The sequence below is a fragment of the Stutzerimonas frequens genome, assembly GCF_024448335.1.
Classification (GTDB): domain Bacteria; phylum Pseudomonadota; class Gammaproteobacteria; order Pseudomonadales; family Pseudomonadaceae; genus Stutzerimonas; species Stutzerimonas frequens.
Map to the genome: position 1 here is coordinate 198495 of NZ_JAMOHM010000004.1, position 12343 is coordinate 210837.

General features: G+C 56.0%; 8 protein-coding genes and 1 pseudogene. All 9 read right to left on the reverse strand.

Annotated features, from left to right (window positions below; genetic code table 11):
• The 9 genes and pseudogenes from NAO55_RS07810 to NAO55_RS07850 all read right to left on the reverse strand — a co-directional run bounded on the left by NAO55_RS07810 (position 1) and on the right by NAO55_RS07850 (position 11852).
• Positions 1–1374 carry a heavy metal sensor histidine kinase gene (locus NAO55_RS07810; RefSeq protein ID WP_019407034.1) on the reverse strand — a complete coding sequence of 458 codons (1374 nt, stop codon included), beginning with the start codon at positions 1372–1374 and terminating at the stop codon, positions 1–3.
• 216 nt (positions 1375–1590) lie between these two features.
• Positions 1591–1905: a co-regulatory protein PtrA N-terminal domain-containing protein gene (locus tag NAO55_RS07815; RefSeq protein WP_041016062.1), complete on the reverse strand. Its 315-nt coding sequence runs from the start codon at positions 1903–1905 to the stop codon at positions 1591–1593.
• 140 nt (positions 1906–2045) lie between these two features.
• Complete coding sequence (locus NAO55_RS07820) at positions 2046–2402, reverse strand: copper-binding protein (RefSeq protein ID WP_017245526.1); 357 nt, start codon at positions 2400–2402, stop codon at positions 2046–2048.
• A gap of 98 nt (positions 2403–2500) precedes the next feature.
• On the reverse strand, positions 2501–2809 hold the full coding sequence (locus NAO55_RS07825; RefSeq protein ID WP_017245527.1) for a hypothetical protein: 309 nt from the start codon (positions 2807–2809) through the stop codon (positions 2501–2503).
• Between the two features lie 239 nt (positions 2810–3048).
• Positions 3049–6207, reverse strand: a complete 3159-nt coding sequence (locus NAO55_RS07830; protein WP_102838577.1) for an efflux RND transporter permease subunit — start codon at positions 6205–6207, stop codon at positions 3049–3051.
• Positions 6204–7655 (reverse strand): efflux RND transporter periplasmic adaptor subunit, encoded by a 1452-nt coding sequence (locus tag NAO55_RS07835; RefSeq protein ID WP_019407035.1) that lies wholly within the window; start codon positions 7653–7655, stop codon positions 6204–6206. The genes NAO55_RS07830 and NAO55_RS07835 overlap by 4 nt, the downstream gene beginning before the upstream one ends.
• Positions 7652–8905 carry a TolC family protein gene (locus NAO55_RS07840; protein ID WP_003292652.1) on the reverse strand — a complete coding sequence of 418 codons (1254 nt, stop codon included), beginning with the start codon at positions 8903–8905 and terminating at the stop codon, positions 7652–7654. Before NAO55_RS07840 ends, NAO55_RS07835 begins: the two co-directional genes overlap by 4 nt.
• Before the next feature lie 92 nt (positions 8906–8997).
• Entirely contained in the window at positions 8998–9378 is a 381-nt protein-coding gene (locus NAO55_RS07845; RefSeq protein WP_014822249.1) for a hypothetical protein, read from the reverse strand.
• A 110-nt stretch (positions 9379–9488) separates the two neighbouring features.
• Positions 9489–11852, reverse strand: a pseudogene (locus tag NAO55_RS07850) (heavy metal translocating P-type ATPase).
• Positions 11853–12343: the final 491 nt, after the last annotated feature.

A 12343-nucleotide genomic window follows, 5' to 3' on the forward strand; every position in this document is an offset into this window, starting at 1 on the left:
TTAACTAGACATAAGCCTTGGAAGCGTCATTGTAAAAGTCGTGCGTCCCTCCGCTGATTCACAAGCGATGCGCCCTTTGTGCGCTTCTACTATTGAACGAGTGATAGCCATGCCGAGGCCCGCGTTCAACGTAGTACCTTCGCGCCTTGCGGTGTCGACCCTGTAGAAACGGTCGAATATCCGGGTTTGAAGCTCGGCTGGAATAGTTATGCCGCGGTTGGAAATAGCCGTGGAAACCGAAGCGCCGCTCTCGCTTATTTCAACGCTTATGGTGCTGCGTTCCTCCGCATACCGAACTGCGTTAGAGACTATGTTTGAAATAGCCCGTCTTAGCATTGATTTGTCCCCATTCACCGATCCATCGCCTGAAAGAGCGATTTTTACATTTTTTTCCTCGGCTGCTAGCTCGTAATATTCGATAACGCTAGCGGCAATCTCAGCTATGCTGGCATCTTCGGCACTGGGCGTAATCTTTCCGTTGTCCGCCTTGGCTAGGAACAGCATGTCATCGACCATCTTTGACATGCGCCTAAGTTCTTCGAGGGCGGAATACAAAATGTTCTTGTAGTCGGTATTCTCGCGGTCGCGCAAGAGCGCGACCTCCATTTGGGTAAGCATGCTGTTCAGCGGCGTTCTTAGCTCATGCGCGATGTCCGCTGAGAAACCTGACAGCCGGAGGAAAGAATCATCCAAGCGCGAGAGCATTTCATTGAAGTTAGCAACGAGTTCATGAAGTTCGCCTGGTACTGACTCGGTCGGAATCCGCGTATCTAAGCAGTTGGCGGTTACGGTTGAAGATGTCTTGGATAGTTCGCCAATGGGCTTCAAGCCCTTTTTGATCAGAACAACACCTAGTGCCCCACTTAGAAGCGCACTGATCACGAGCGTATAAGCAAACCATTGCTGAATCATCTCGAAGAAGTGGACTCGATGCGTTACATCCAAAGCCAGATAGATGACTGCGTCTTGCCCTTCGACCCACTGATCTACTTTTCTGGTAATGCCACTGTACCGGTGCCCATCGAAATTTACTGCCCAGCGTTCCTCTTGATTATCCGTGACGAGAGGAAGCAAGCGCTCAGAAAAATTGTGGTGTGAGTAAACCGTTTTGCCGTCTATCACTACCGCAGTTGCAAACCCGAAAGAGTGCTCAATGACCGCATCGATCTTTGAGGTGGCCTCCTGTCCGAAAGCCGTACTGCTACGTAGCATATGCTCTACGGCAGCGGCTTTTTCACTCAGCACTTGCGCATCCTTGCGCTCGAAATGCAGCTGGCAGAAATAATAGAAGCTGATTGCGGCGACCATCAGCACAACCGTAACCACGAGCATGAAAGCCACCGCCATTCTGCTCGTCAGTGAAACTTTTTCCATCAGTACGGTCCTGGTTAGGCCAAGCACAAAAGCAGGCAGGGCGTCCGGAGGAGCCTTACCTGCTTCGATATGGTCGTTGCAGTATCGTTCGTATTCAAGACCTGGTCTGGACCTTCACCATTTTAGCGAGCTTCCGGCTTTGACGGTCTCCTTCATCCACCACATCCTTTCATCATTCCTCGCATGTCGCCTACCCTTGATATTAACTTTGACAGGTTAGCCGTTATTTACGCCAATCGGGGTGCTCAAAAACTCTACCGTATGAATTTTCCCGTCAGGTGTCTTTACCCTCATCTCGTAGGTTTGGACTTTGGCGTTAGTACGATAGTTTTGAATCATGTCAGTCTTGCCGTTCGCCCCTGCAGGTGCAATGTTAAGCACCTTACCTTCTTTAACCAACTCCTTAAGAGTGGACTTGGTTTCCGGATCATTCAAACGATGCAGCGTGCGTTCGCTTCCGCCTTCAGCTAACGCAAAAGATGAAGCAGCAGTTAGAATAAGCGGGAAAATCACTTTGTTCATACGGTTCATGGTTTTGACCCTTTGGTTAGTTGATACCGATATGTTATAAGTGCAAGACTTACAAGAAGCTGTTCTCAACGTTACAAAGCTGTAATTTCTCTCTTTTAATCGAGCTATGCCCGTCGCATATACGGCGAGCGGTTCTGCACTTACTGTTTTTCGATGCGGGTGACCGTGGAGTCCATTCCCTGCGAGGAGAAATCGAACTGGACCTTATCGCCTTCTTTTAGCTTTTGGAGCTGGTCAGGCTTTGCTTTGAATCCCATCGTCATTGCGGGCCAGCCCAAGGCCTTGACCGGGCCGTGGGCAATGGTGACGGTCCCGCTTTCGGTATTCACCTTCTTGATCGTGCCAGTAGCCGTAGCGGTCTGTGCGGCTGATTTATGGTCCATTTGCATGTTCATGCCTTTATGATCCATAGGCATGCCATCCATGGGCTTCTTGTCGGCAGCATAGGCGGCTGGGACCAAGAAAAGTGTGGCAAGGGTAATGGACATGATGTTCATGAATGTCTCTCCAGATCTGTAGGTTGCTGCGGTATGCAATTGCCGGCGGCGCAAGAGAAAAAATCTATCTATCCTTTGAGTGTGGTTTTTTGCGTTGCTTAACCGTTATTGAGTCCGAAGGGCAGTCCTCGGAATTCCACGATATGGGTCACGTCATCAGGCGTTCTGATTTTTATCTCAAACGTTTGGGGACGGCCATCATACTTGCTCCTTTGCATAACCCCACTTTTACCTGTGGCACCTGCAGGCCCTACACTTAGCACTTTGCCTTCCTCAAGTAGCGCCTTAAGTACTGGCTTGGCTTCTTTATGGCGCTGAATAACTTGATCAGAATTTTGTTCTGCCATTGCGAAAGAGGAGGCGGCAGCGAACATAGTAAAAAGGATGGTTTTGCTAATGGCTTTCATGACTAAACTCCTGATTGTTTGATGCCTATAGCTTAATGGCACAACACTTACAGTAAGCTGTTCTTCAAATTACAAAGCTGTAAGCGCAACCTTTTGTATTGCTGCGACCGCCGCGTATGTGACGGTCGCTTGCTCCTTTGCTTTTTATGTGAATCGAATAGTCGAAACCATGCCTTTTCAAGATGAACTCTACATTCAACCAGGCCCCGTCTTTTAAGGAGGGCTGAGGTGCTTGATTTTCACGGATGTTCACCAGTGGGTTTGGTTGCGTGCTGGGCCTGCAATTGCCGGCGGCGCATCAGCAGGTAGGCTGCCGGCAGAACGAACAGGGAGAGCAACGGCGCGGTGATCATCCCGCCCACCATGGGCGCGGCAATACGGCTCATGATTTCGCTGCCGGTCCCGCCGCCCCAAAGGATGGGCAGCAGGCCAGCGATGATCACGGCGACGGTCATGGCCTTGGGGCGCACTCGCTGGACAGCACCTTCACGAATGGCGTCGAGCAGGACGCCTTCGCCATGGGCTCCAGCGTTAACCCGATCCGTCCAGGCGTTCTTCAAATACAGCAGCATAATGACGCCGAACTCAGCAGAAACGCCTGCCAGTGCGATGAATCCGATTCCTGTCGCTACGGATAGGTTGTACCCGAGCAGATATAGGAACCAGACGCCCCCGGTCAGAGCGAATGGCAGCGTAGCCATGATGAGCAGCGCCTCGCCAAAGCGGGCAAACGTTAGGTAGAGCAATACAAAAATGATCAGCAAGGTAGCCGGAACGACGAGCTTCAGCTTCGCGTTAGCGCGCTCCATGAATTCGAATTGGCCGGAATAGCTGATGCTCATGCCGGATTCGAGCTGGACCCCTTTGCTGATCTTTTCCCTCAGATCGCCCACCACAGCCGCCATGTCGCGGCCACGAACATCGACGTAAACCCAGCCCGACAGCCTTGCGTTTTCGCTTTTAAGCATGGGCGGTCCGTCTGTCACCTGTACTTTGGCCACGGTCCCCAACGTGATCTGGCTGCCTTGCGGCGTGTAGATCGGTAGGTTGCGCAGATCGGATATCGAGCCGCGCCACTCGCGGCCATAGCGGATGTTGATCGGATACCTGGCGAGCCCTTCCACGGTTTCACCAATGGTTTGACCACCGATGGCACCGGCCACGATCGATTGCACGTCCGCGATATTCAGGCCGTAGCGTGCGGCGGCGACACGATCGATATCCACATCGATATACCTGCCGCCGGTCAGTCTCTCAGCAAGCGCCGAACTGACCCCAGGCACCGTTTTGGCGATTTTTTCCACTGCCTGGGTGGCTTTGTCGATCTGTGCCAAGTCAGTGCCATACACTTTCACCCCGATCGGGCTCTTGATACCCGTCGCCAGCATATCGATACGGTTTCGAATCGGCGGGATCCACAGATTGGCTAATCCAGGTACCTGTACGGTGCGATCCAACTCCTCAACCAGCTTGTCAGGCGTCATCCCAGGGCGCCATTGATCCTTCGGCTTGAACTGAATGGTCGTCTCGAACATTTCCAGCGGGGCGGGATCTGTAGCGGTGTCGGCTCGACCAGCCTTACCGAACACGTGTGCAACTTCTGGAACCGTTTTTATGAGCCGGTCCGTCTGCTGCAGTAGCTCAGAAGCCTTCTGAGCGGAGAGGCCTGGAAGCGCAGTGGGCATATAAAGGAGGTCACCTTCATCCAGCGGGGGCAAGAACTCCCCACCAAGGCGAGAGGCCGGCCACAAGCCTGTCAGGAAGACCAGAACAGCCACCAGCAGAGTCATCTTGGGCCAGCGCAGTACCGCGTCCAGGGCCGGCTTGTAGATCCAGATGAGGCCACGGTTGAGTGGATTACGGTGTTCGTCAGGGATTTTGCCCCTGATCCAATACCCCATGAGCACCGGAACCAGCGTGACAGACAGGCCCGCGGCGGCTGCCATTGCATAGGTTTTGGTGAACGCCAGTGGACCGAACAGCCGGCCTTCCTGCGCCTCCAGGGTGAACACTGGAATGAACGACAGCGTGATGATCAGCAGGCTGAAGAACAATGCCGGCCCCACTTCAACAGCCGCGTCAGTAATGACCTTCCAGTGCTCCTGGCCCTTCAAGGTGGAGTCAGGATGCCGCTTGTGCCAGGCCTCAATGTGCTTGTGGGCGTTTTCGATCATGACGATTGCTGCATCGACCATCGCTCCGATCGCGATCGCGATGCCACCCAACGACATGATGTTGGCGTTGATGCCTTGCCGCTGCATGATCACAAAAGCAATCAGGATGCCGATCGGCAACGACACGATGGCGACCAACGACGAGCGCAGATGCCACAGAAAAATCGCGCAAACCAACGCAACGACAATGAACTCCTCGATGAGCTTGTGCGTGAGGTTTTCAACGGCACTGTCGATCAGCTTGCTACGGTCGTACGTCGTGACGATTTCGACGCCTTGGGGCAGGCTCGCTTTCAGCTCATCCAGTTTGGTCTGAACGGCAGCGATGGTTTCCCGAGCGTTCTTGCCGCTCCGCAGGATCACCACGCCGCCGACTACCTCACCTTCACCGTCAAGCTCGCTGATGCCCCGGCGCATTTCCGGGCCGAGCTGGATATGCGCAACGTCCCCTAGCGTCACTGGCACGCCGCCGTCGAGACGCAAAGGAATGGCTCGAAAGTCTTTGAGTGTCTTGAGATACCCGGTCGCACGGACCATGAACTCGGTTTCTGCGAGTTCCAGAACACTCCCGCCGGTTTCACGGTTGGCTTCATCGATCGCCTTTGCAATCTGCTGCTGCGTCACGCCCCTGCTTGCCATGCGCACGGGATCCAGTACGACCTGATACTGCTTGACCATCCCGCCTATGGGCGCGACTTCCGCCACGTTGGGCAGTGTCTTGAGCTCATAGCGCAGGAACCAATCTTGCAAAGAGCGCAGCTGCGAGAGGTCATGTTTGCCCGTTCGGTCTACCAAAGCATATTGGTAGATCCAGCCGACACCTGTGGCGTCAGGGCCCAAAGCGGGTTTGGCGGCGGCGGGAAGCCGACTCTGCACCTGACTCAGGTACTCCAGCACCCGAGAACGGGCCCAATAGAGGTCGGTGCCGTCCTCAAACAGGACGTACACGTAGCTATCCCCGAAGAAGGAGTAGCCGCGGACCGTCTTTGCGCCGGGGACAGACAGCATGGTCGTCGTCAGTGGGTAGGTGACCTGATTCTCAACGATCTGGGGCGCCTGCCCGGGGTATGGCGTGCGGATGATGACCTGAACGTCGGAAAGGTCTGGCAATGCATCAACAGCGGTGTTTTTGACCGACCAGACACCCCAAGCCACCGCGAACACAGTAGCCAGCAGGATCAGAAAGCGGTTGGCCACTGACCAGCGAATTATGGCTGCGATCATGGCTGGCCCCCCAGCTTCTCGATGTGCTCAATGACCAGGCCTTCTTCGCTTTCACGCACGCCCACACGGACGCGGTCGTCGACTTGCAAGCCTGACAGCAGGGATTGATCCGCAACCGGAAAGGACATGGTCATCCCAGGCATGTTCAGCGTCTTGAACGGCCCATGCGACAGGCCAACCATGCCATCTTCCAGGCTGACGATCGTACCTTCAGCCTCGTGCAGCGCAGGTTCTGTAGAAGTTGCAGGCTCCTCCAAACCCTGAGCGGTCAGCCCGCGTAGGCTCGCCTCTGAATCCAGGAGAAACTGACCGGACGCCACGACCTTCTGACCGGCTTCCAGCCCTTCAAGCACCTCTGTCTGGTCATCGAATTCCCGGCCTGTGCGAACCTCAATCGGGCGGTAACGGCCTTGATCCTCGGCCAGCATCACCAATGCGCGCCGACCGGTGCGAATGACCGCCTCGGACGGGATGACCAAGACATCTTCGACGTTGCGACTCAACGTCACCTCGGCCGTCATGCCGGGACGAAGCCGTTGTTGCGGGTTAGGTAGCTCGACCCGGACACGCACAGTGCGGCTATCCAGGTTGGCTTGTGGTAGTACGGCCTGGATCGTCCCTTCCAGAACTTCACCTGCAAAGGCCGGGAGGCGCGCGTTGACCAGCTGCCCAGGCGCCACATTTGCAACCTGCGCCTCAGGCACCGCAACTTCTAACCATACCTTTTCCAGCCCATTAACACGTGCCAGAGACGCACCAGTGGATACGGTCATGCCCTCGCGAACGTCGAGGCTGTTCAGCACGCCGCCTATTGGACTCCTCACTGTCCAAACAGGGCGCGCTTTACCAGTTCGTTCTAGCTGCACTATGACTTCTGGCGGCATGCCAGCAAGGCGCAACCGCTGGCGAGCCGCTGCGAGCAGCTGGGGTTGGCCGACCCCTTTGAGCGCCAGGTACTCTTCCTGTGCGGCAGCCCATTCGGGAACCAAAAGATCGGCTAACGGCGCGCCTTTTTCGATGACATCCTCCGGTGCTCGGTCGTAAACGCGCTCGACAAAGCCACCGGCACGCGCCTGCACAACCGCCACGTCTCGCTCGTCAAACATCAACGCGCCTGTCGCTTCGAGCGACTGGCTGATCGATTCACGCGTTACGGTTGCCAAGCGCACGCCGAGATTCTGCGTCACGCTCGGGTCGATACTGATCGATGCCCCGTCGCTTCCCTCATCTGCATAGCGTGGAATCAATTCCATATCCATGAATGGCGACTTGCCCGGCTTATCGAACTTTTGCTGGGGGACCATAGGGTCATACCAATAGAGCACTTCCTTGTCTTCTTCTGCAGGCGATTGTCCGAAGGCTGCGGTAGGCAGACCGATTAGCGCTGCAGCGCTAATCATCAGAGGCAGACTGAAGGCGAGTACCAGCCGCTTGTGTTGGAATGTCATGGTCGGGTATCTCCAAAGGCGAAATGCAGGCGGGCATTGCTCAACGATCGATCGCGGGCGACGTCAATACGCCGTAGCCGGGTCTCCACAAGCTGTCGTCGCGCTTCGATCACAGCGGTCAGCTCACCGCTTCCGGAGCGGTAATCGGCCATGGCAAGGCGGACCTTCTCTTCAGCGAGGGGTAGTAAGGTTTTGTCGAGGCGGATGAGTGCGCGGTCCAGACGCTGATACTCAGCGAGGTCAGTACTCAGCTCTTGGTTGTACAGGCGCAAGGTCGCTTGGCGCTGAGCCTCGATCTGGGCAAGGCGAGCTCGTTCGGCCGCGATCTTCGGATCCTGCCGAGAGCTGGTAAACAGCGGCAGGTCGAAGCTGACGCTGAGGTTCACCATGTCGCCGTACTCACGGCCACGTCGCAGGTAGTCGATCCCCCAGCTCCAATCCGGTGTTTTCTCTGCGATGGCCTGGTGAACCTTTGCCTCCGCTTCACGAGTCATCGGGTCGAAGGCGAGTAACGCCGGGTGCCGGTTCAGGTTGTGCTGATAGTTATCAACGGCGGCAAGCCATTGCGGCCAGTCACCTGTAAGCGGCTGGCCTGCTAGCTCGCCTATCCAGCGCCGGAGGCCGGCCCGCGCAACAGCCTGGTTACGCAGCAGCTCATCCTCTTGTTCAGCCAGCAATGCTGCCTCTTGCCTCGGAAGTACGCTGTCTGCGGTTTGTCCGCTGCCGCCAGCAATGCGGGCCTGAACAGCCCGCGAAAGGAGCTGATTCTCGCTGTAAAGCTGCTTGAAAAGGCTTAGCTTCTGCTCGACCGCGAAGCTAGCGATCCATGCCTCGGCGGTTGCTTGGCGCACACCGAGACGTTCAACCGTTTGCTGGGCGTTTGCGAGCGCAACACTAGCCTGCGCGGCCTCGACACGAGCGCGCCTTTTCGCTCGGTTTGGCACATCTTGCATGACCCCAACCATTTGCATGGTCATGGCCTCTTGCTCCAACTGCCAGCGAGCGTCACCTTCGATGGGCACGCTTTGCAGTCCAAGCTTAAGTTTAGGGTCAGGAAGCTCGCCGGCAGGGATTGCAGCGCTGCGTGCGGCCACCAGGTTGGCGGCTTGCGCATGCAGCGAAGGCGCGTCTTGCTCGGCCACGCTCAGAGCTTGTTCTAAGGTCAAAGCGGACGCTAACCCTGGAAACGAGAGCGCGCCCATGATCAAGGCGGCCACGTACGGCGGCGCCCAATAAATACGGGGTTTCATTTGCGAAGGATTCCTGATCTTTCATGCGAGCCAAAGGCGCGCGGTAGCCGGCCCGAATGCTCACTCGGGCGGTTCCTATAATTTGATCGGAATTAGACGCGGGGTGGATGCCAGACGGCGTCTAAAAGGCTAGAGGGGATCAGGCCGTTATAGGGAGTGGTCACGGGTTTAGCAGCAGGCATCAGCTGGGCTTTTATTGAGACAAGCTGAAGGATACTTGCAGTTTTGCATTCTTGGCCCGTCTTGCAGACGGTCGCCGTTCCATGCTCATTCGCTTCACAGCACTCGTGTTCAGCACCGTCATCGGCGCCAACCATCGAAGCGTGGTCGGTCGTCATGGCGCCCACACCTTCCATATCGGACATCACGTGATGCCCGGACGATCCAACCGGCATGAGCATTTCCGCTATCCCATTGATCGGAAGCGCAAGCACTAGCAGCAGGATAAGGAAGGAGCGCATGTAGGACTTCATATTTCCAGCTTACGGGGCAATTCATGAGCAATCAATTAGGCAATCGGTCGCTTCGCAACCGAAGCCTAAGCCTAAGCCTAAGCCTAAGCCTAAGCCTAAGCCGACAGGCTTCAAACTACACGCGTTTGACGGAGCCGGAGTGCGTTGAACACAACCGATGCTGAGCTGAGGCTCATGGCCAGGGCAGCAATCATCGGAGACAGCAACAGTCCGAAGAACGGATAGAGCAGACCTGCGGCAATCGGGATGCTCAACCCGTTGTACATAAAGGCAAACAGAAGGTTCTGACGCATATTGCGAACCGTCGCCACCGAAAGCGTGCGCGCGCGCAGTATCCCCATCAGGTCACCTTTAACGAGCGTAACTTGGGCGCTGTTCATGGCGACGTCAGTGCCCGTGCCCATCGCTATGCCGACATCAGCCCTGGCGAGCGCCGGCGCATCATTTATTCCGTCGCCTGCCATGGCGACTACTTTACCTAGGGCTTGTAGCTTAACCACCAGCGCCTCCTTGTCCTGCGGCTTCACTTCGCCATGCACCTCATCGATCGATAGCTCACGAGCCACCGCGCGGGCAGTGGTAAGCCCGTCGCCGGTGGCCATGATGACTTGCACGCCCTCCGCTTGGAGCCGCGCTACAGCTTCCTTGGAAGTCGGTTTGATTGGGTCCGATACGGCCAGCAAGCCGGCAAGTGCCCCATCAACAGCCAGGTACACAATGCTGGTACCGCTCTCGCGCATTTTTTCTGCCTGATCTCTCAACGGCTCGACGCTCACACCCGCATCTTCCATAAGCGCGGTGTTGCCTAGTTGTAGCTGCTTGCCTTCCACCAGACCACGGACTCCGATACCTGACCCTGACTCGAAGGTCTCTGGCTTCGCCAGCTGGATACCTTCGCTTCTGGCATGGTCTACGATCGCGTGGGCTAGGGGATGCTCACTACCTTGATCCAAGCTGGCAGACAAACGGATGACTTCCTGCGAGTCAAACGGCGTGACGCCTATGGCCCGATCGAAGACAGGTCGGCCCTCGGTCAAGGTTCCTGTTTTATCGACAATCAGCGTGTCTACCTTACGGACGTTCTCGATGGCGCCTGCGTCTCTGAAAAGCACTCCGCTTCCAGCCGCTTTGCCTGTGGCAACCATGATCGACATAGGCGTTGCAAGGCCAAGTGCGCAAGGGCAAGCAATGATCAGAACCGCAACTGCATTGATCAGGCCGAATACCCAGCCCTGCTCGGGTCCAAACAGGCCCCATGCAAAGAATGTCAGCAAGGCGATACCAATGACCGTCAGCACGAAATAACCCGCAACCGTGTCCGCCATTCGCTGCATGGGTGCTTTGGAGCGTTGCGCATTCGCAACCATCTGGACGATTTGTGAAAGCATAGTCCCGGAGCCAACCCTGGTGGCTCGCATGACAAGCGAGCCGCTCGTGTTCATCGTCGCGCCGATAAGCGAATCGCCTGTCCGCTTCGTCACCGGAACCGGCTCGCCCGTTAGCATGGATTCGTCGACGGCGCTCTCGCCCTCTAACACCTCTCCATCAACGGGTACCTTTTCACCAGGACGAACGCGCAGATGGTCGCCCTCGTGAACATGTGTGAGCGGGATGTCCTCCTCGGAACCATCCTTGGCGATACGGCGAGCTGTTTTGGGTGATAAGCCAAGCAGGGACTTGATTGCGGAAGATGTCTGAGAGCGGGCCTTCAGTTCGAGCAGCTGACCTAAAAGCGTCAGTGAAATGATGACCGCTGCGGCTTCGTAGTAAACGCCTATCCGGCCGCCCACAGTGAATGACTCTGGAAATATGCTCGGTAAGACGGTTGCTACGATGCTGTAAATATACGCAGCCCCTGTGCCAAGCCCGATCAACGTCCACATGTTTGGGCTGCGATGCTTAATTGATGCGAAACCGCGCACGAAAAATGGCCAACCTGCCCACAAGACAACCGGGGTCGTAAGGGCTAGTTCAACCCAGTTCTGGCTAGCGCCGTGAAACAGCGGTATCGCATGTCCCGCCATTGCCAACAGGGTTACTGCTACGGTCAGGGGCAGAGACCACCAGAATCGCTTCGAGAAGTCCTTGAGTTCGGGATTCTCCTCCTCGTCGAGTTCAGGGATCAGAGGTTCCAATGACATCCCACAGATAGGTCAATCACCTGGACCCATTTGGCGGATCTCAGGGTGCATCGGGCAGGTGTACTCTGTCGTTGCATCACCGGCGGGTGGTTTCTGTGCGGGTGGGGTAGATGCCCGAGAGGAGGTCCCATGAGCCTGCGGTGCAGCGAGATATCGAGCAGGGTCGGAACGAAACTTGGTCTGGCAACCCTGGCTGCAGAAGCGGTAAGTGCTTCCCTGATAATGCTCTTGATGCTCGCTATCCTCTTCCACCTTCATCCCGCAGACGGGGTCTGTGAGTGCTGCAGTACCTTTCGTTTGGTCGGGCTGGTGATGGCACTGCTGAGAGGACATACGGGGCACCTTATGGATTGGTTAGCGACGAACTTGGCCTATTGCAGGGACATTCGCGGTTTTTCAATGCTTGCAGCGTCTGACAGCCAATATATGCAAAGCGTCCTGACCAAAGGCTGAAGTAACCATTACATTTCTGTCAGGTTCTCTGGTATGTCAGGTCGTATGTATGTCCTGGGCGCGGTCAATGACTATTTGAGATCAAGACATCTCCACGGACGATGCGAGGCTGATCCAACCGGCTCGGAGTCGTCTTTTTGAATTTTGAAATTTCGCACCGTTGGTAATCACCACAAGCGAGGCGCGTCTGTGACGCGGAAGGGTGCCGCGACTCCTCGCGACTGCTTAAAATACAAACGAAAGCGGATGATCTGAGTAATTTGTAGCGAGGGGAAGGTTCGAGAAAGTCTGCGTACGCTGAGATCTGCTCACTAACACCTAGCTACCTATCTAGTGCACGCACGAAGCGCGCCACGCGTCGAGCTGTACGG

What these genes read in the sequence shown, in the direction of transcription:
- NAO55_RS07810 (WP_019407034.1), bottom strand. Translation starts at nt 1,374, where the DNA reads ATGGAAAAAGTTTCACTGACGAGCAGAATGGCGGTGGCTTTCATGCTC.
- NAO55_RS07830 (WP_102838577.1), bottom strand. Translation starts at nt 6,207, where the DNA reads ATGATCGCAGCCATAATTCGCTGGTCAGTGGCCAACCGCTTTCTGATC.
- NAO55_RS07840 (WP_003292652.1), bottom strand. Translation starts at nt 8,905, where the DNA reads ATGAAACCCCGTATTTATTGGGCGCCGCCGTACGTGGCCGCCTTGATC.
- NAO55_RS07815 (WP_041016062.1), bottom strand. Translation starts at nt 1,905, where the DNA reads ATGAACCGTATGAACAAAGTGATTTTCCCGCTTATTCTAACTGCTGCT.
- NAO55_RS07845 (WP_014822249.1), bottom strand. Translation starts at nt 9,378, where the DNA reads ATGAAGTCCTACATGCGCTCCTTCCTTATCCTGCTGCTAGTGCTTGCG.
- NAO55_RS07820 (WP_017245526.1), bottom strand. Translation starts at nt 2,402, where the DNA reads ATGAACATCATGTCCATTACCCTTGCCACACTTTTCTTGGTCCCAGCC.
- NAO55_RS07835 (WP_019407035.1), bottom strand. Translation starts at nt 7,655, where the DNA reads ATGACATTCCAACACAAGCGGCTGGTACTCGCCTTCAGTCTGCCTCTG.
- NAO55_RS07825 (WP_017245527.1), bottom strand. Translation starts at nt 2,809, where the DNA reads ATGAAAGCCATTAGCAAAACCATCCTTTTTACTATGTTCGCTGCCGCC.